Origin of the sequence: Nocardioides luteus, assembly GCF_000960475.2 — a bacterium.
In the GTDB taxonomy this organism is placed as follows: Bacteria; Actinomycetota; Actinomycetes; order Propionibacteriales; family Nocardioidaceae; genus Nocardioides; species Nocardioides luteus_A.
On sequence record NZ_JZDQ02000024.1, the window covers coordinates 60487 to 78947 of the forward strand.

Annotated in this window: 20 protein-coding genes and 2 tRNA genes; 14 read left to right on the forward strand and 8 right to left on the reverse strand. The window is 70.7% G+C overall.

The annotated features are described in order from the left end of the window. Positions 1-26 precede the first annotated feature (26 nt). Together UG56_RS17210 and UG56_RS17215 are read right to left on the reverse strand one after the other, a co-directional pair. On the reverse strand, positions 27-1280 hold the full coding sequence (locus UG56_RS17210) for a serine hydrolase domain-containing protein (RefSeq protein WP_071327157.1): 1254 nt from the start codon (positions 1278-1280) through the stop codon (positions 27-29). Between the two features lie 95 nt (positions 1281-1375). Beyond that, positions 1376-2326 carry a metallophosphoesterase gene (locus tag UG56_RS17215; RefSeq protein WP_084101201.1) on the reverse strand — a complete coding sequence of 317 codons (951 nt, stop codon included), beginning with the start codon at positions 2324-2326 and terminating at the stop codon, positions 1376-1378. A 111-nt stretch (positions 2327-2437) separates the two neighbouring features. On the opposite strand from UG56_RS17215, the gene UG56_RS17220 reads away from it, so the two are divergent. After that, on the forward strand, positions 2438-3604 hold the full coding sequence (locus UG56_RS17220) for a Fic family protein (protein ID WP_045551574.1): 1167 nt from the start codon (positions 2438-2440) through the stop codon (positions 3602-3604). 116 nt (positions 3605-3720) lie between these two features. On the opposite strand, the gene UG56_RS17225 is transcribed toward UG56_RS17220, so the two are convergent. Both UG56_RS17225 and UG56_RS17230 read right to left on the reverse strand, forming a co-directional pair. Further along, positions 3721-4293: a hypothetical protein gene (locus UG56_RS17225; protein ID WP_045551575.1), complete on the reverse strand. Its 573-nt coding sequence runs from the start codon at positions 4291-4293 to the stop codon at positions 3721-3723. 334 nt (positions 4294-4627) lie between these two features. Continuing rightward, complete coding sequence (locus tag UG56_RS17230) at positions 4628-5173, reverse strand: hypothetical protein (protein ID WP_045551576.1); 546 nt, start codon at positions 5171-5173, stop codon at positions 4628-4630. Positions 5174-5451: 278 nt separating this feature from the next. Here UG56_RS17230 and UG56_RS17235 point away from each other — a divergent pair, with 278 nt between their 5' ends. Next, positions 5452-7116: a hypothetical protein gene (locus tag UG56_RS17235; RefSeq protein WP_143055084.1), complete on the forward strand. Its 1665-nt coding sequence runs from the start codon at positions 5452-5454 to the stop codon at positions 7114-7116. A 69-nt stretch (positions 7117-7185) separates the two neighbouring features. Beyond that, entirely contained in the window at positions 7186-8073 is an 888-nt protein-coding gene (locus UG56_RS17240; protein ID WP_045551578.1) for a DMT family transporter, read from the forward strand. Here the strand turns inward: UG56_RS17240 and UG56_RS17245 are convergent. Beyond that, on the reverse strand, positions 8070-8318 hold the full coding sequence (locus UG56_RS17245) for a hypothetical protein (RefSeq protein ID WP_045551579.1): 249 nt from the start codon (positions 8316-8318) through the stop codon (positions 8070-8072). The two genes, UG56_RS17240 and UG56_RS17245, sit on opposite strands and share 4 nt — an antisense overlap. A 26-nt stretch (positions 8319-8344) precedes the next feature. After that, on the reverse strand, positions 8345-9463 hold the full coding sequence (locus UG56_RS17250; protein ID WP_371264393.1) for a glycosyltransferase: 1119 nt from the start codon (positions 9461-9463) through the stop codon (positions 8345-8347). Between the two features lie 138 nt (positions 9464-9601). Between UG56_RS17250 and UG56_RS17255 the strand changes: the two genes are divergently transcribed. From UG56_RS17255 to UG56_RS17305, 11 genes are all read left to right on the forward strand, one after another. Then, positions 9602-10633 (forward strand): pirin family protein, encoded by a 1032-nt coding sequence (locus tag UG56_RS17255; RefSeq protein ID WP_045552039.1) that lies wholly within the window; start codon positions 9602-9604, stop codon positions 10631-10633. A 32-nt stretch (positions 10634-10665) separates the two neighbouring features. Next, positions 10666-11598 carry an ROK family protein gene (locus UG56_RS17260; protein ID WP_071327159.1) on the forward strand — a complete coding sequence of 311 codons (933 nt, stop codon included), beginning with the start codon at positions 10666-10668 and terminating at the stop codon, positions 11596-11598. After that, a complete protein-coding gene (locus tag UG56_RS17265; protein ID WP_045552134.1) occupies positions 11595-11984 on the forward strand; it encodes a CidA/LrgA family protein in 390 nt (129 codons plus the stop codon). The genes UG56_RS17260 and UG56_RS17265 overlap by 4 nt, the downstream gene beginning before the upstream one ends. Further along, positions 11981-12658, forward strand: coding sequence for an LrgB family protein (locus tag UG56_RS17270; RefSeq protein WP_045552133.1), 678 nt, complete (start codon positions 11981-11983; stop codon positions 12656-12658). The genes UG56_RS17265 and UG56_RS17270 overlap by 4 nt, the downstream gene beginning before the upstream one ends. 28 nt (positions 12659-12686) lie before the next feature. Next, positions 12687-14117, forward strand: coding sequence for an amidase (locus UG56_RS17275; protein WP_071327160.1), 1431 nt, complete (start codon positions 12687-12689; stop codon positions 14115-14117). A gap of 74 nt (positions 14118-14191) precedes the next feature. Further along, a tRNA-Thr gene (locus UG56_RS17280) sits at positions 14192-14264 on the forward strand. 50 nt (positions 14265-14314) lie between these two features. Beyond that, positions 14315-14388: transfer RNA gene (locus UG56_RS17285), tRNA-Met, on the forward strand. A 46-nt stretch (positions 14389-14434) separates the two neighbouring features. After that, on the forward strand, positions 14435-14605 hold the full coding sequence (gene rpmG / locus UG56_RS17290) for a 50S ribosomal protein L33 (protein WP_045551858.1): 171 nt from the start codon (positions 14435-14437) through the stop codon (positions 14603-14605). 230 nt (positions 14606-14835) lie between these two features. Then, positions 14836-15243, forward strand: a complete 408-nt coding sequence (locus UG56_RS17295; RefSeq protein ID WP_045551859.1) for an FAS1-like dehydratase domain-containing protein — start codon at positions 14836-14838, stop codon at positions 15241-15243. Then, entirely contained in the window at positions 15243-15641 is a 399-nt protein-coding gene (locus UG56_RS17300) for a MaoC/PaaZ C-terminal domain-containing protein (protein WP_045551860.1), read from the forward strand. The genes UG56_RS17295 and UG56_RS17300 overlap by 1 nt, the downstream gene beginning before the upstream one ends. Then, a complete protein-coding gene (locus UG56_RS17305; protein WP_256206703.1) occupies positions 15634-16680 on the forward strand; it encodes a UDP-N-acetylmuramate dehydrogenase in 1047 nt (348 codons plus the stop codon). The genes UG56_RS17300 and UG56_RS17305 overlap by 8 nt, the downstream gene beginning before the upstream one ends. Here UG56_RS17305 and UG56_RS17310 read toward each other — a convergent pair. Next, positions 16658-17329: a response regulator gene (locus tag UG56_RS17310; protein ID WP_045551861.1), complete on the reverse strand. Its 672-nt coding sequence runs from the start codon at positions 17327-17329 to the stop codon at positions 16658-16660. The two genes, UG56_RS17305 and UG56_RS17310, sit on opposite strands and share 23 nt — an antisense overlap. Then, on the reverse strand, positions 17326-18435 hold the full coding sequence (locus UG56_RS17315) for a sensor histidine kinase (RefSeq protein WP_071327161.1): 1110 nt from the start codon (positions 18433-18435) through the stop codon (positions 17326-17328). The genes UG56_RS17310 and UG56_RS17315 overlap by 4 nt, the downstream gene beginning before the upstream one ends. Positions 18436-18461: the final 26 nt, after the last annotated feature.

Here is an 18461-nt window from a genome sequence, read left to right on the forward strand (position 1 = left end):
ACCAGGTACGCGCACCCTCCCCAGCTTCAGCAGGTCGCGAGGAGCATCGGCTCGAGCAGGAGACCGAGGTCGTAGATCGGGTCGGCGCTGTCCCAGTTGCGACCGGTCCAGCCGAGCGTGATCTGGCGGGTGCCGTCCGGTGATCCCCAGCTGATCGACTGCGCACCCATGTGGGCGCCGTCGTGGCCGTAGAGATATTCACCCTCGTGGCACGGGTCGGCGACCCGGTAGATCCCGAAGCCGTAGTCCGGTTCCGGGCTGCCCGAGATCGGCGGCAGCATCTTCTCGACCGATGCCGGGCTGACCAGCTTCCCGGTGAGGAGCGCCTCGTTGAGGCCGGCGAGGTCCTCGGTCGTGCTGGTGGCTGCCCCGGCGGCGTGGAAGATGCTCGGGTGCAGGTCGGTCATCGGCCGCCAGCGGCCCTCGTAGTAGCCGGCGTCCTCGAGGAACGGGCCGCGGTTGCGCGCGTCGGTGGGGTAGGCGCTCCGGCGCATCCCGGCCGGCTCGAGCACCCGGTCGCGGACGAGATCCTCGATCCGCTCACCGGTCTCTTTCTCGAGCATGACCCCGAGCGCGACGTAGCCGTAGTTGGAGTAGGAGAAGTCGGTGCCGGGCTCGAAGAGCCAGCCGGCGTCGCGCATGAAGGCGAGGTGCTCGGCCTCGGAGTAGTACTGCCCGAGCGCGTCGATCAGCTGGTCCCACGACGTCGGATCCTCGACGCGGTCCAGGAGCATCTCCTCGGGCCCGCGCGGGGCACCGGAGGTGTGGTCGAGCAGGTGCTGGATCGTCACGCCCTCGGGAAAGGTGCCCGGGAGCAGGTCGTTCGCAGGCGTGTCCAGGGTCCAGCCGCCGCGCTCGACCTCCTGCATCACCAGGGTGGCGATCAGCGTCTTGGTGTTGCTGGCGATGTGGAAGCGATCGCCCGTCCTGACCGGCTTCTTCGTCCCCACCTCGCCTACGCCACCCGCCCCCGACCAGGTCAGCCCGGGCGCCTCGACGCGCGCGGTGACACCCACGGCTCCGTCGTCGACGAGCGCATCGACGGCCCGGTCGAGGTCGGCGGCGGTGGGAGTCGCCGACCGGGCCCGCAGCCCCTGCCGCCCGGAGGCGACCCGCTCGGCGATCGCAGTCGCCTCCCGGGTCAGCGCGGTCGGGTCCGGCGCGACCGCCGCGGCCCCGCTGTCAGGGTCAGGATCGGCGTACGCGGCCGGGACGGCCGTGAGGGGGAGGAGCACCGCGGCCAGCGCTGCGGTGCCCGTGCGGAGGATGGTCCGAGACATGGCTGCTCCTGTCGTCGTCGACGTTTCGCAGCAATCGTTCCGGCCCCGGGCCGACGCCCGCATCAGCCTCGAGGCGGAGATCGGGCCGCCCGGGATCAGTCTCGAAGCTGACGCCGCAGCGCGCGGGCGGCCTTGCCCTTGCGGGAGAAGAGGTCGCGACGCTCGGCGGGGGTCATCGGGGCGAGCTTCTCGAGGACCGAGGACGGGAAGCCGGCGACCTCGGGCGCCTCGCCGATGGGCACGGTGGTGTGGACGACCGGGGCGCCGGGGACGCCGCCGACGCCCTCGTCGTAGAGGTGGACCAGCGAGATCGCCTGGTGTCCGTCGACGGAGGCGGAGTAGCGGTCGAGGGTCGCGGGCGCGGCGGTGTAGCAGCTCGCGGAGGCCACCGAGACCGGGATGCCGGCGAAGGTGGTGTTGGTCGAGTAGTGCAGGTGACCTGCGAGAACGGCGCGTACGTCGGTCCCCTCCAGCACCGGCGCGAGTCGCTCCTGGCCGTCGAGCTCGATGATCACGCTGGCCTCGTTGAGGGGGAGCGGGACCGGCGGGTGATGCATCGCGAGCAGGGTGCCGTGCGGCGCCGGCTCGGCGAGCACGTCGGCCAGCCACTCCAGCTGGGCCTCGGTGATGTCGCCGTGGTGCCAGCCGGGCACCGTGGTGTCGAGGGCGATGATCCGCAGCCCGTCGATGTCGTAGACCCGGTCCTGCGGTTCGTCCGACGCCGACCCGAAGAGCACCTCGGAGTAGACCTCGCGCTCGTCGTGGTTGCCCATCACCCAGATGATCTCGGCCCCGAGGTCCGCGGCGACCGGTTCCACCTGCTTGCGGAGACGGACATAGGCGTCGCGCTCGCCCAGGTCGGCGAGGTCGCCGGTGAAGACGATCGCCTGCGGTGGCACGGTCATCCCGCGCAGCCGGTCGAGCGCGCGCTCGAAGCCGGGCTCGGGGTCGACCTTGCCGAAGATCCGCCGGTCCCCGGCGTAGAGATGGGGATCGGAGAGGTGGGCGATCGTGTGACGGGGAGAGGGATACTGGCCGAACTGCACGATCTCCAGCCTAGGTCGAAGTTGGAAGTGACTCCGGAACTCCCAAGTCCGACTGGGAAGTTCCCGTCAACTTCCAACTCAAACCCCTTCCGAGTGGTAAGTTGACCGGCCATGGATCCGGAGAGGTACGACGCTCCGCAGTTCGGCAGGGCGACCCGGGAGCCGGGCAACAAGTGGGCCTACTGGTACTACCGGCCCGCTCATATCCCCCGTGACCTGCCGCTACAGCCGCTGACCGTCAAGGCGCTCTCCGACGCCGACGCCGCCCTGGGGCGCCTCCAGGGCGTGAGCGCGCTGATCCACGATCCCGAGCTGCTGATCGGCCCTTACCTGACCCAGGAGGCGGTCGCCTCCTCCCGGATCGAGGGCACCCAGACCTCCCTCGAGGAGGTCCTCCAGGACGAGGCCAGCGGTCAGGTGACGAAGAGCGAGGACGTCGCCGAGGTCAAGGCCTACCTGGCCGCGACCCGTCAGGGCTTCGAGCTGATCAGGAGCTGGCCGCTCAGCCAGCGCCTCGTCCTCGAGCTCCACAAGACCCTTCTGACCGGGGTCCGCGGCCAGGAGCGCCACCCGGGCGAGTTCCGGCGGATGCCGGTCTGGGTGGGCTCGCCGACCGACGACCCCACCACCGCCGCGTACGTCCCGCCCCTCCCGGCCGACCTGCCGGAGCTGATCGCCGACTGGGAGGCGTACGTCAACGTCCCCGACCTCTCCCCGACGCTGGTGCGCTGCGCACTGATGCACTACCAGTTCGAGACGATCCACCCGTTCCTCGACGGCAACGGGCGTATCGGGCGGCTGCTGATCAACCTGATGCTGATGGAGGAGGGGCGGATGACCACGCCGCTGCTCTACCTCTCGGGCTACATCGAGGCCAACCGGCAGACCTACTACCAGCGGCTGCAGAGCGTCCGGGAGCGCGGCGAGATGCAGGAGTGGCTGCAGTTCTTCCTCACCGCGGTGCGACGCTCGGCCGAGGACGCGACGACCAGGTCCGAGCGCCTGGTCGCGCTGCGGGAGGGCTACCTCGACGAGGCCGCGACCTCACGCGCCAACCTGTCCGGGCTGGTCACGCTGCTGTTCGCCAACCCCTACCTGACGGTCAGGCGCGTCCAGGACGCGACCGGGCTGACCAACCAGGGTGCGCGCAACCTGATCCAGGATGCCGAGCGGCGGGGCTGGATCGAGGCGGCGGGCCGGTCGGGCCGCGGCGGCCGTCACTACTGGGTCGCCAGGGCCGTGATGGACGTGATCGAGGAGCCGCTGGCGTACGACTGAATGCCTGTGCACGACGTGCAGGTGGCCCCGGCGTGCACATGTGCACGCGCGGGGCCACCTGGGTGACGTTGCCGAGCAGTCGGTAGGGGGTGATCACTCGGCCATGGTCATGTTTCTCAGAAGGTGCCCAGCGGACCCAGCGGGTTCGGGACCTGGTCGACCGGGAGGCCGTCGAGAGCCGGGTTCTCCATCGGGAGCAGGAACGAGACCTGGTCCATCTCGCGGTCGGACAGCTCGGACGGCACGGCGCCGCCCATGATCTTGTCCATCACGATGCCGGGCGCACCGACGTAGGCGCCGGAGACGACCAGGGCGGCACCGTTGCCGACCTGGTGCGCGCCGCCGTCCCAGTTCACCCAGGCCTTCTTCTGCGCCGGGCTCAGCTCGTCGCCGGTGGCACCCATCAGGATGAGGCCCGGGGCGCCGACCCAGGCGCCGCTGACCATGCGAGCGGCGCCGCCGGTGGCCTGGCCGGCGCCACAGATGAAGCTGGCCCAGGCCTTCTGGCTCGAGGGCGAGAGGTCCGAGGCACCGGAGGAGTTCTCCGCGATGCACTCGGCCTCGGAGCGGTTGTGGTTGTCGCCCGTCATCGGGGCGGCGGTGGCGGTGCCGGTGGTCAGTGCGATGGCGACACCCGAGAAGGCAGCGACGGCCGCGGTGCGGCGGAGCAGCCCTGTCATCTTGTTCATTTCGTACCTTTCATCGATCAATTCGAATTGAAACATCACGCACGGACACGACCCCCGGATCGATAGCAGAGTCATCGATACGTTCGCATCCGGGAAGTGATGCTAAGAGGCGCAACGACCATCAGGGCAAGTAGACACGGCTGTTTTCATGTCAACTAGTGCCGAATGAAATGTAATGACGTAATTTTCGCCAACCTGCAACGTTCTTGTCTGAACGTGCGTAAATGCGCAGATGGCCCGGGCGTGCGCGGAGGCACGGCCTGGGCCATCTGGGGACGGCGCCGATCGGATCGTGGTGGGAGCTACGGTCGGTCGGCGGTCGTCATGTCGACGCTCAGAAGGACCCGAGGGGAGCCATCGGGTTCGGGATCTGGTCGGTGGCGACACCGTCGAGGGCCGGGCTGTCCTCAGGGATGAGGAACGTGACCTGCTCGAGCTCGGCCGGCGACAGGTCGCTCGGGGTCGCCCCGCCCGCGATCTGGTCGAGGATGATGCCCGGGGCACCGACGTAGGCGCCGGCGACCATCATGGCGGCGCCCTCACCGATCTTGCGGCCGCCCTCGTCCCAGTTCTCCCAGGCCTGCATCTGCTCGGGGGTCAGGGGCGAGCCGGTGGCGCCGGCGAGGAGCAGGCCGGGAGCGCCGACCCAGGCACCGCTGACCATCTGGGCAGCACCCTCGGTCACGTAGGAACCGCCGAGGATGAAGTCCTCCCAGGCCTTCTGCGACGACGGGGAGAGGTCCGACGGCGCGGTGCTGACGGCGGTGGTGTCGGCGTCGACGGGAGCGGCCGTGGCAGCTCCGGTGGTCAGCGCGAAGGCGACACCCGAGAAGGCGGCGACGGCCGCGGCGCGGCGGAGCAGCCCTGTCTTCTTGCTCATTTCATACCTTTCGTCGATCAATTCGAATTGAAACAACATCAGCGGCCGCGATTCGCGCCGACAACATGAGCATCAGCACGTTCGCGACCGCTTCATGACGCTAAAGACACCCAGCGATGGAAGGTCAGACCGACACGGCCTAGGAATTACCAAGTCAAGGTAAACGTTCCATACTGTCTGGTAATACCCTGCCGGGTTGGGTTAATCACTTCTCGGGCCGGATCGGACACGCTAAATTGCCGCGTCCACTTCTCGGGACCCCCACGTAGAAGGCCTCGATGAGCTCGGCAACGTACGCACCCGTGAACCCTGGACCCACCCGGCCGAGGAAGGGCGGCAGGGTTCTTCCGGCCGTGCTCCTCGGACTGCTCGGGGCACCGCTCCTCCTCGTCGGAGCGGGGCTGGCCCTCGCCGCCGGACCCGACGACGTGCTGATGGGCAAGGAGACCCCGATCGAGCAGGGCGCGGCGTACTCGACGCCGGAGGCGTTCGCCTTCGACCGGCTTCCGGTCACGGTGCGTGTGGAGGCGATGGGGGAGACGTACGTCGGTGTGGGCAACCCGGTCGACGTGCTCGACGTCGTCGAGGGGACCAGGGCCGTCGAGATCGCCAGGACGCCGCTGACCAGGGTCAGCGGCGTGGCCGGGTCGGGGGAGCAGGTGCCGGATGCCTCCCAGGCGCTGTGGTGGGAGGAGAAGGTCTCGGGCTCCGGTACGCAGGAGCTGACCGTGACGCTCACCGGGGAGCCGGTCGCGTTCCTTGCCGCGAGCCGGGACGGGACACCGATCAAGGTCGCCTTCGGGTACCGGATCGACGGGATCTTCGCGGTCTCGCTCGGTATCGCCGGCTTCGGTGCCCTGCTGCTGATCGGCGCGCTCGTCCTGCTGCTGACCGGGCGTCGTGAGCGACCCGAGCAGCGGCAGCCACCCCGTCCGGTGCCGTACGTCCACCCGACCCACCCCACCGGCCACCCGGCGCCGCCTCGTCCGCCGGCCGCTGGGCTCTACCGCCGGCTGGGCGTGGCTGCGGGAGTCGGCGTACTGACGTTCTCCCTCGCCGGGTGCTCGATTCCCGTGGCCGTCGAGGTCGAGCAGGTCAGCAAGGTCTCTCTGCCGGACGACGACGTCAGCGCGGTGATCCGGGAGTGGAGCGAGCGCAGCGACGAGGCCATCGAGGCCAACCGGCGCGGGAAGTGGAAGGCCGAGGAATGGGGCCAGGCTGCCAGCGGTCCGACGCTCGCCATGTTCCAGGCCGCGACGGTCGCGGCCCAGGGCGCCGGCTCCAAGCAGCGCCCGCGCACCTTCGAGGTGCATGCGGGTCGGTCCTGGTCGGTGCGGCTCGACGAGTATCCGATGTGGGCCGTCGTGGAGATCAACGGCGGCGGCCGGCGGTCCCCGTTGGCGATCTACGAGCAGCAGGACGCCCTGTCGCCCTGGACGCACCGTGGCGAGGTCAAGGTCAAGGCGAGCGCCATCCCCACCCCGGTCGAGGGCGCCGCCCCGGTCGCCGCTGCGGAGGCGAAGCGGGTCCAGGACGTCGCTGACAGGATCGAGGCGTACCTCGGTGAGCCCCAGGGCATCGAGGGTGTCGCCGGGCTCAAGAAGCTGCGGGCACTGCGGCGCGAGATGGATGCGTACGTCGCGGAGCTGGGTGTGGACACGGTCAGGACGACCGCGGAGCCGTTCGACGAGACCGGGCTCCGGATGGTGCAGACGCCCGAGGGCGTGCTCGCCATGCCGGAGTTCACGGTCGACAGCATCGTCGGCGGCCAGGGCGAGGAGTGGGAGTGGAACCCGCCCTACGACCGGTTCCGCAGCCAGGCCGGCAAGAACCTGTCGATCCGGACGGCGGTGACGGTCGCGGTGCTGGTGCCGGAGGACGGCGACGCGTCGGTCCTCGGCGTCGAGTACGGCGAGATCCCGGGCGCCAGGGTGAAGAACTGACCCTCAGGGTTCATCCGATGATCGCGTGAGCGGCGGGTGGACGTTCCTCGCGCGGCCTAGCGTCGAGGCATGCATCATGCTGCGGCCGTGGGCCTGGCCATCGGCGCATGCGTCCTGTTCTCGCTCTCCGCGGCTGTCCAGCAGCGTGCCAGCGCGGTCGCGCCGGGCCGCAGCGGCGGGATCGCCGGGATCGAGCGGCTGATGCTGGCGCTGGTGCGCAACCCGCTGTGGGTGACCGGCGCGCTGATCAACGCGACCGGCTTCGGGGTGCAGGCGGTCGCGCTCCACCTGGGGTCGGTCTCGGTGGTGCAGTCGGTGATGCCCACCCAGCTGCTCTTCGCGCTCGTCTTCGCGTCGATCGCCGCCCGGCACTGGCCCACGCTCGCCGACTGCGTCAGCGGGGCCGCGATCACCGGCGGCGTGGTCCTGCTGGTCACCGACGACCACCGCGGCGGCACCTATGCCGACGTCGGCCGCGTCGCGCTCTTCGCGGCGTGCGTGGCGGTCGTGATCTGCGTACTCCTGCTGGTGGCGCACCGGTTCCCACCGCCGGTCGCGGCGGCGACCACGGCGGTCGCGGCCGGGTGCTCCTTCGCGACGACCTCGGTGCTGCTCAAGATCACCGCCGACCGGGCCGCCGCCGACGGCTTCGTCGGACTGTTCACACTGCCGGCGTTCTACGGCCTGCTGTGCACCTGCGGCCTCGGGATCATCCTCACCCAGGCGGCCCTCGCCGCCGGGCCGCTGCCCTGGGCGATGGCGGCGATGACGATCACCAACCCCACCGTCTCGTACGTCGCCGCGGTGGTCGCGTTCGGCGCCTCCGCCCCCACGCCGTGGGTGGCGGTGAGCGCCGGGGTGCTGCTGGTCACCGGGATCGCCGGGCTCGCCCGGTCACGCTCGGCGGTGAGGTGGACACCGCCGCAGCCCGAGCGGGCCGAGATCCGGGTGCCTTAGCCCCGGTCCTGCATCGACCGAGGCCAGGAACGCCGCCTGGTCGAGCGCGGCTTGAGGTGCTCGGGCAGGGCGCTGATGTAGGGCGCGGCGTGCCGGCAGGCGCTGCAGGTGACGTCGCGGTAGTCGTAGGTGGTCTGCGGATCTTCTCCGTATGCGCTGCACGCCGGGCCGAACGAGTCGGCGAAGTGCGTGGGCTGCAGTGTTACCTGGTCGGCTTCAGCGGTGACTTTCGTTGAATCGCTCATGGTGAAATCCCTAACGAGACAACGGCTCATGCGTAACGCCGAGCCCGCCTGGCCGCCTGGCGCTGCCGCGAACGAGCGAGGAGAAAGGTCGGTGCGGTCTCCTGGGCGAGGCTCTCGTGGAGCGCCAGCATCTCCTCGATCGTGCGGGACCACGGGAACTGCTCGGCCCGCTCGCGAGCCGCGTGGCGGGTCGCCACCACCGGACGCTCGGCGACGTCGATGACCGCGTCGGCCAGGGCGGCCGGATGCGCCGCCGCCCAGGCCCCGCAGCGGGGGTCGATGAGCTCGCGGGCGCCGCCGCGGTCGGCGGTCACCACCGGCGTACCGCTGGCGAGGGCTTCCAGGACCGCCAGCCCGAAGGTCTCGCGGGGGCAGACCGAGAGGGCGACGTCGGCCGAGGCGAGCGCGCGGGCGATCCGGCCGCGGTCGGAGACGTGCCCGTGGAAGACGACCGGCGCTCCGGCGGCGAGGGCCTCGAGCTCGGCGCGATGCGGGCCGTCGCCGTAGACGTCCATCCGTACGTCGAACCCGCGGCGATGGAGCTCGACGGCGGTGGCGACGGCGAGGTCGGGGGACTTCTCGCGGGAGAGGCGGCCGACGTGGACGAGCCTCAGGGTGTCGTCGCGGTGGCCGGGCGAGGGCTGGAAGAAGTCCAGGTCGACGCCCAGCGGCACCTGCGCGATCGGGCAGCCGACGGTCGCTGCGAGCGGCTCGAACTCGTGCCGGGCGTAGTCGGAGGTCACCAGCACCTGGTCGAAGGAGCGCACCAGCATCCGGTTGAGCAGCGCGGTGGAGACCTTCGAGGTGGTGTCCATGCCGGTGTAGGTCGGCATGTACTCGTCGAGCCGCTCGTGGGAGAAGAGCACCGTGCCGATGCCCTGGCGCCGGGCCCAGCGGGAGACCGGCAGCATCGTGAACTTGTCGCTGACCTCGAGGCTCGTCGGTCGATAGCGGGTCAGCACGTCGGTCACCCGCCACGGCTCGATGATCAGCCGGTAGCCGCCGCCCACGCGTGGTGCTCTCAGCTGCACCACCTCGCCGAGGTCGGTCGAGGTGACCGCGTCGTACGGGCCGGGGACGACGAGGAGCCGGTCGTGTCCCGCCTCGAGATAGCCACGGGCGAGGGCTTCCAGAGCCGTCTTCATCCCGCCGGAGGTCGGGCCGACGAAGTTCGCGAGCTGAGCGATGAGCACGGGCCACATCGTGTGGCATCGAGGTAGCCCGCCGGCGACCTCGATGTGACGTCGGTATGGCGAGGCAACGTACGAGATATGGTTGAAGATATGACCAACCTGGACGCACATCCCACCCCTGTCGAGTGTGTCGGGGGCACCGGCGACGAAGGCGTCGAGATCCAGATCATCACTCCGAGGGATGTGCCGCTGGGTGGTCCACGGGCGATGAACGTACGCCGCACGCTGCCCGCGCGTTCGCGCTCGCTGATCGGCGCGTGGTGCTTCCTGGACCACTACGGTCCCGACGACGTCGTGGTCTCCGGCGGGATGGAGGTGCCGCCCCACCCGCACACCGGGCTGGCGACGGTCTCCTGGCTGTTCACCGGGGAGATCGAGCACCGCGACTCGGTCGGCACGGTGGCGATGGTGCGTCCGGGCGAGGTCAACCTGATGACCTCCGGACGCGGGATCTCCCACTCGGAGAACTCCACGCCCGAGACCACCGTCCTGCACGGGGCGCAGCTGTGGGTCGCGCTGCCCGACGAGTTCCGCGACGTGGAGCCCGCGTTCGAGAACCACCGGCCGACGCCGATCGAGCGCGACGGGGCCACGGTCCGGGTCTTCCTGGGGTCGCTGCTGGGCGTGACGTCGCCGGTGCGGACCCACTCCGAGATCCTCGGTGCCGAGATCCTCCTCGAGCCCGGCACCCGGCTCGAGATCCCGGTCGACGACCGGTTCGAGCACGGCGTACTCGTGGACACCGGCGAGGTGTCGATGACCGGTGTGGGCCCGTCCGGTCCTGCTTCGGCCGAGGTGGAGAAGGACTCGCTCGCCTACGCGCCCCCGGGCGCCACCACGCTGGTCCTGCAGGCCGGCGAGGCCTGGACCCGGCTGCTCCTCCTCGGTGGCCCGCCGTTCGGCGAGTCGATCATCATGTGGTGGAACTTCGTCGGGCGCACCCACGACGAGGTCGTCGCCTACCGCCAGGAGTGGCAGGACCAGGTCACCCGCGGTGGCGGTGAGGTGGTCGAGGACTCCCAGGACCTGGCCGAGGGGCGTTTCGGAGTGGTCGAGGGCAACCACCAGCGGCCGATCCCGGCGCCTCCGCTGCCCAACGCGCGCCTCCGCTCGCGGTCTTAGGTGGCGCCCGGGGTCGTGCTTAGACTGCAGTCGTGAGTGACGAATCCTCAGACCCAGGGGTCGTGCTGGCGGTGGCCGTGGGCCGCAGCCGCAGCCAGGCGGCGGTCTTCGACCTCGCCGGGCGCGAGCTGGCCGGCGACACCCGCGACCACGAGGTCGGCATCTCCGCCGAGGCGCTGATGCCGGAGATCGTCGAGCGGCTGACCAAGATGGTGACCTCGATCGACCTGCCGGTGCTGGCGATCGGGATGAGCCTGCCCGGCGTGGTCAACCCCGAGCTCGGGATGAGCATCGACACCCCGGCGATGGGCGGCTGGGACGGCGTCCAGCTGGCGCCCTACTTCACCAAGCTGACCGATGCGCCCCTGATCCTCGCCCACGACGCCCACGTGCTGGCCCGCTCGGAGCTCTTCAACCCCGACCATCCCGTACGCAACGCCCTGGTCGTCAAGGCGTCGACCGGCCTCGGCATGGGCATCATCGTCGACGGCAAGCTGGTCACCGGCGCTCTCGGGGCGGCCGGCGAGATCGGCCACACCCGCATCGACGCGGCCGGTGACCGGCCGTGCCGCTGCGGCTCGACCGGCTGCCTGGAGACGGTCGCCTCGGGCTGGGCGCTCGCCCAGCGGCTGACCGACTCCGGCGTCCCCGCAGGCCACGTACGCGACCTGGTGGCCGCCGCGCTCGCCGGCGACGCCGTGGCGCGCGGGCTGCTGCGCGAGGGCGGACGACAGCTCGGCGAGGTGGTGGCCACCGCCGTCAACCTGCTCAACCCGGAGGTCGTCGTCATCGGCGGCGACATGGCCGGAGCCTTCGACCTCTACACCGCCGGGGTGCGCGAGAGCGTCTACGCCCGGTCCAACCCGATCGCCACCCGCGAGCTCACCTTCATGGCCCAGCTGCACGGGGACTCCTCGGGCCTGGTCGGCTGCGCCGCGATGGCCATCGAATCCATCGCCTCGTGATCGTCGGCCTGCTCTGGCTGCTCGGGTGTCAGCTGGCCGGAACGTTGATCGTCGACGCGACCGGCATCCCGCTGCCGGGCCCGGTGGTCGGGATGCTGCTGCTCTTCGTCGTCCTGGTGCTGCGGCGCCGTGACGCCGAGGACGACCCGATCATCCAGGTCGGCGACTACTTCCTCTCCCACCTGCAGCTCTTCTTCATCCCGGCCGGCGTCGGCGTGATCGCCTACCTGGCGATCATCCGCGACGCCGCGGTGCCGATCGTCGTCGCGCTGCTCGGCTCCTGGCTCCTCGGCCTGGCCACCGTCGGCTGGGTCCTCAACCTGTTCCTGCGCCGGGTGCCGTCGGTCGCCGGCACCGAGGGTGCGCCGGGGGAGGAGATCGAATGAGCCTCATCCTGTGGCTGTTCGTGACGGTGGCTGCGTACGAGTTCGGGCGGTGGCTGCGCGCGCGGACGCATTCGCCGCTCGCCCAGCCCGTGGCGGTCGCGATCGTGATCGTCGGGACGTTGCTGGCGGTCAGCGGCACCTCCTACGACGACTACGCCGACGCCACCGGGCTGATCAGCTTCCTGCTCGGCCCGGCGACGGTCGCACTGGCGATCCCGCTCTACCACCAGGTCGCCCGCCTCAAGGGGATGGTGGTGCCCGTCCTGGTCGCGCTCACCGCCGGCGCGCTCGTCTCGATGGTCAGCGGCATCCTGCTGGTGCGCTGGCTCGGTGGCAGCGACGTGCTCGAGCGCACGATGGCTCCGAAGGCCGTGACGACGCCGGTGACGATCGAGCTGACCCACCGCCTGGGCGGCTACCCGGAGCTGTCCGCGGCCTTCGCGATCGTGATCGGGATCGTCGGCGCGATGATCGCGCCGCGCGTGCTGACCCTGCTCCGGATCCGCGACCCGCGGGCCCGCGGCATCGCCGTGGGCGCCGTCTCGCACGGCATCGGCACCGCCCGGATGCTGGAGGAGAGCCGCGTCGAGGGCGCCTTCTCGGGGCTGGCGATGGGGCTCACCGCGGTGGTGACGTGTCTCATGGTTCCGCTGGTGGCGTACTTCCTCCTCTGACCTGGGCCCACGGCTTAACGTTGGTCTCATGGCTCGAGTGCACGCCTTCACCGACGACGTGCTCGGCACTCTCGACGCGGTCGGGGTCGCCGAGGCCCTGCGGCGCGGTGACTTCAGCACCGTCGAGGCGGTCGAGGCGTCCATCGCCCGGATCGAGTCGGTCGACCCGGCGCTCGGCGCGATGGCCTACCGGACCTTCGACCGCGCCCGGGTCCAGGCGCGCGCTCCCCGGGCCGGCTTCTTCGCCGGTGTGCCCACCCTGATCAAGGACAACACCGACGTCGCCGGAGTCCCCACGAGGAACGGCACGGATTCGTACGTCATGCCGCCGGCCTCACGCAACGGCGAGATGACCAAGCTGCTCTTCAAGCTCGGGCTGCTGTCGCTGGGGAAGACCCAGCTCTCCGAGTTCGGCTTCTCGGGCACCGCCGAGCACGCGCGTCTCGGCGCGGTGCGCAACCCGTGGGACACCGGCCGGGTGGCGGGTGCGTCGTCGGCCGGCTCGGGTGCGCTGGTGGCCGCCGGGGCGGTGCCGATCGCCCACGGCAACGACGGCGGCGGCTCGATCCGCATCCCGGCCGGGGCCTGCGGCCTGGTCGGGCTCAAACCGACCCGCGACCGGATGCCGCAGGACCCGCTCTACGGGCTGCTGCCGCTCAAGATCGTCACCGACGGCGTGCTCTCCCGCTCGGTGCGCGACACCGCCGCCTTCCTCCGCGAGGCCGAGAAGGCCCACCACACCTCGCTGCCGCCCATCGGGAACGTCACCGGTCCCGGCTCGAAGCGGCTCCGCTTCGCGGTCTTCACCGGCGCGCTCGGGCGCGAGGCCAGCCCGGAGGTCGCCGAGCTGACGCTGAAGACCGCCGCCGTGCTGGAGGAACTTGGACACACCGTCGAGACGGTGCCGCCGCCGGTGCCCGAGACCTTCGCCGACGACTTCGTTCTCTACTGGGGCACGCTCGCCGTCGCCCTGGTCAACGCCGGACCGCTCCGCGGCAAGACGTGGGACCGTCAGCGGCTCGACAACCTCACCGTCGGCCTGGCCCAGCACACGCTCAAGAACGCCAAGTACGTCCCGGCCGCCATCGTCCGGCTGCGCAAGACCCAGGCGATCGCGGAGGGGTTCCATGCTGCGTACGACGTCGTCCTGACGCCCACCGTCGCGCACGAGACCCCGGAGGTCGGCCGGCTCGCGCCGAGCCAGGCCTACGACGTGGTGATGAAGCGGCTGATGGACTGGGTCGCGTTCACGCCGTGGCAGAACGTCACCGGTGGGCCGGCGGTGTCGCTGCCGGTGCAGCGGACCCTGGCCGGGCTGCCGCAGGGGATGATGTTCGGGGCGGCGCCGGGACGTGAGCGAATGCTGCTCGAACTCTCCTACGAGCTCGAGGAAGCGATGGGTTTCGCGCGTATCTGGGAGCCCGACGGCGATGCCGAGGGCCCCGCTGACCTGGGATGATGCGACGGCTTCGCGGAGGGGTCGTGTCGATTTGTTGAGCATGGCGCCCCTGCCGTAACGTTCTCTCTCGCAACGCCCCTTTAGCTCAGTCGGCAGAGCGTCTCCATGGTAAGGAGAAGGTCTACGGTTCGATTCCGTAAAGGGGCTCTGGAGTTCGGGACCCGCGGTAGGAATGCTGCGGGCCTGATTCCTGTTGAGGCGGGGTAGCTCAGGCGGTTAGAGCGCACGACTCATAATCGTGAGGTCGCGGGTTCGATCCCCGCCCCCGCTACCGCCAAAGACCGCAACACCTCGATCAGCACCGTAAGGATTCTCCCGTGGCCAGCAAGAGCAGCGACGTTCGCCCGAAGATCACCCTCGCTTGCACCGAGTGCAAGGAGCGGAACTACATCTCGAAGAAGAACCGTCGGAACGACCCCGACCGGATCGAGCTCAAGAAGTACTGCCCGCGTGACCGCAAGCACACCGTGCACCGCGAGACCCGCTGAAGCATCCCAGTAGAGCGCCACGCTGATCGGCGCTCCGAACGCCCCGCCCCCGCCACTGAATTCCAGATGGCCGGGAGGCGGGGCGTTCGTACTTTTGCCGAGACGTCAGCCCGGTCGGCCGAGACGTCAGCCCCGTCGGCCGAGTGGGCACCGGCCTGCCAACTCGGCCGACCTACGTGACGCTTCGGCCGACGTGGGTGACTTCTCGGCAGACCACTAGAGTTGTCCGCATGGCAGTTGATGGGTCGCTCGTAGGGCGCGCGTTTCCTCCGACCAGGCCCTATCGGGTCACCGACGAGAAGGTGCGGGAGTTCGCTGCCGCCACCGGTGTGGGCTGGGAGAGCGGGGACCCGGTCCCGGCGACGTTTCCGATCGTGCTCGCCTTCGACGCGATGAACGCGTTCCTGGACGACGTCCAGGTCGAGCTGTCGCGGATCGTGCACGGCGAGCAGAAGTTCTCCTACGCCCGGCCGATCGCGCCGGGGGACGTGCTGACCGCGACCCTGAGCGTCGCCTCGCTGCGCCAGATCGGCGGCAACGACATCATCGGCACCGTCTCCGAGATCACCGACGACACCGGGGCGGTCGTGTGCACCACCTCCGCCACCCTGGTCCACCGAGCGGCGGAGGTCGCCTGATGACGCTCGAAGCAGGCGCCGAGCTGGCTCCGAAGACCTACCCCGTGACCCGGGCGTCGCTGGTGCGCTACGCCGGCGCGAGCGGTGACTTCAACCCGATCCACTGGTCCGACCGGATCGCCACCGCTGTCGGCCTCCCCGGCGTGATCGCCCACGGCATGTTCACCATGGCGCTGGTCGCCCGAGCCGTCTCGGAGTGGACCGACGGGGCCGAGGTCGTCGACTTCGGCGCGAAGTTCACCAACCCGGTCGTCGTGCCGGACGACGACGAGGGGACGACCGTCACCGTCTCCGGCACCGTCAAGTCGGTCGAGGACGGGCTCGCCACGATCGCGCTGACCGTCGTCTCCGGCGACCAGAAGGTCCTGGGCATGCCGAAGGTCTCCGTACGTGTCTGAGCAGATCGTCTCGGGCTCCGCTTCGACCGAGCTTCTCTCCCGGCACACCACCTTCCATCTCGGCGGCCCGGCGGCGGAGTTCGTCACCGCGACCACCGAGGCGGAGATCATCGACGCCGTGACCGCGGCCGACGCGGCGGGCAAGGACGTGCTCGTCCTCGGCGGCGGCAGCAACCTGGTCGTCGCCGATGCCGGTTTCCCGGGCACCGTCATCAAGCTGGCGACCACGGGGGTCGCGGTGGAGACGGTGGAGGGTGGCGTACTGGTCACGGTGGCGGCGGGTGAGACCTGGGACGACTTCGTGTCCACCGCGGTCGACAAGGGCTGGAGCGGCGTCGAGGCGCTCTCCGGCATCCCCGGCAGCGTGGGCGCGACCCCGATCCAGAACGTCGGCGCGTACGGCCAGGACGTCTCCCAGACCATCACCTCGGTCACGGTGTTCGACCGTGAGCTTCGTGAGGTGCGGAGCTTCACCGCCGGCGAGTGCGCGTTCGGCTATCGCTGGTCGCGGTTCAAGGAGGTGCCAGGCCGCTACGTGGTCCTCGAGGTCACCTTCCGGCTCGGCACCGACGGCGAGACCGGGTCCCCGATCGCGTACGCCCAGCTCGCCGGCGCCCTGGGCGTCGAGCAGGGCACCCGGGTGCCGTCCAAGCAGATCCGCGAGGCCGTCCTCGCCCTGCGCCGCAGCAAGGGCATGGTCATCGACGAGGCCGACCATGACACCTGGTCCGCGGGCTCGTTCTTCACCAATCCCGTGGTCGCTCCCGAGGACGTGCCCGAGGGTGCGCCGGCCTACCCGCAGCCCGACGGCACCGTGAAGACCTCGGCCGCGTGGCTCATCGACCACGCCGGCTTCAAGAAGGGTCACGGCAACGAGCGGGTGTCGCTCTCCACGAAGCACACCCTCGCCCTCACCAACCGCGGCGAAGGTACGACCGAGGACCTGCTCGCCCTGGCGCGCGAGGTGCGCGACGGGGTCGAGGCGGCGTACGGGATCGAGCTCGTCAACGAGCCCGTCATGCTCGGCGTGGAGCTCTAGGCGAGACCAGCCCCGACTCGTACGCCACGACGACGAGCTGCGCGCGATCGCGCGCGTGCAGCTTGGTCATCGCCCGGTTGATGTGGGTCTTGGCGGTCAGCACGCTGATCACCATGGCCTCGGCGACCTCGTCGTTCGTCATGCCCCGGGCGACCAGGGCGACCGCCTCGCGCTCCCGGTTGGTGAGCTCGGCGAGGCCCACGGGGGCGTCGGCGGCCGAGGGCTGGCTGACGTAGTGGTCGATCAGCGCGCGGGTGACCGTCGGCGCCAGCAGCGCGTCCCCGCGGGCGGCGACCCGGACCGCGTGCACGAAGTCCTCCGGCTGGATGTCCTTGACGAGGAAGCCGGCGGCGCCGGCGCGCAGGGCCTCGAGGACGTACTCGTCCATGCCGTAGTTGGTCAGGATCACGACGTGCACGCCGGCCAGAGACGGGTCGGCGGCGATCCGCCGCGTCGCCTCGAGACCGTCAGCCACCGGCATCTGGATGTCGACGAGCGCCACGTCCGGCAGGTGCTTCCGGGCCAGCGCGACCGCCTCGACGCCGTCGGCCGCCTCGGCGACCACCTCGATGTCGTCCTCGATGTCGAGGAGGGCCCGGAAGCCGCTGCGGATGAGCGGCTGGTCGTCGACCAGGAGAACCCGGATCACGACGTACGCTCCACCGGCAGCCGCGCCTCGACCAGGAAACCGCCCTCCTCGCGGGGCTGTGCCCGCAGCTGACCTCCGAGAGCGGAGACCCGTTCGCGCATCCCGAGCAGGCCGATGCCGGGTACGGTCGTGGCCGGGGCGCCGATGCCGTCGTCCTCCACCCGGATGCCGAGCGAATCGGGCCGGTGGTCGATGTGGACCGACGCGGTGGTGGCCGCTGCGTGACGGGTGACGTTGGTCAGCGCCTCCTGCACGATCCGATAGGCGGTGCGGCCCACCGCGACCGGCACCGCACCTGGCTGCCCGTCGACGGTCAGCGTGACGTCCAGCCCGGTGGAGCCGGCCGACCCCACCAGATCGCGTACGTCCTCGAGTCCCCGCGGCGGGTTCGGATCGTCGTCGCGGAGCGCCGTCAGCGTCGCCCGGAGCTCGCGGGCCGCCTCGCGCCCGGCCTCCCGGATCGCCAGGAGCGACTCGGGGACCTCCTCGCCGCGCCGCTGGGCCACGTGGACGGCGGCCTCGGACTGGACCTTGATCACCGAGATCTGGTGGGTGAGGGAGTCGTGCAGCTCGCGGGCGATGTGGAGGCGCTCGTCGTCGGCCCGTCGCTGGGCGGCGGCCTCGCGGGTGCGCTCGGCCTCGTCGGCACGCTGCTCGGCCTGCCGCAGCGCCTCGCCGGCGGCTCCTGCCGCGATCAGCCAGGCGATCTCCAGGGCGCCGCGCGCCTGCTCGGAGGCGGCGCCGACGTCGCCCGTGGCGGCGTACGCCACCAGGAACAGGCCGCTCTGCATCACCACCGCGGCGATCACGGTGACCAGCCGATGGCCCTCCCGCACCGCTGCGTAGACCGCGACCAGGAAGGCGACCACCGCGACGTCGAACCCGAGCGCCTGAAAGGCCAGCCCGCACGCACCGCAGAGGACCAGCACGAGGACAGGTGCCCGGCGGCGGAGGACCAGGACCAGCCCGCTCGCGACCACCGCGGCGTAGCCGAGAAGACCGACTCCGGAGCCAGGGTGGCCGTCGCTCAGCGCGGCCGCCAGCTGGGCCATGGCCACTGCTGCGGCGATGACCCAGTCCCCGAGGGTGATCCGCCGCCTGGCCATGCGAGCAGGATATGCCCGCGGCGCCC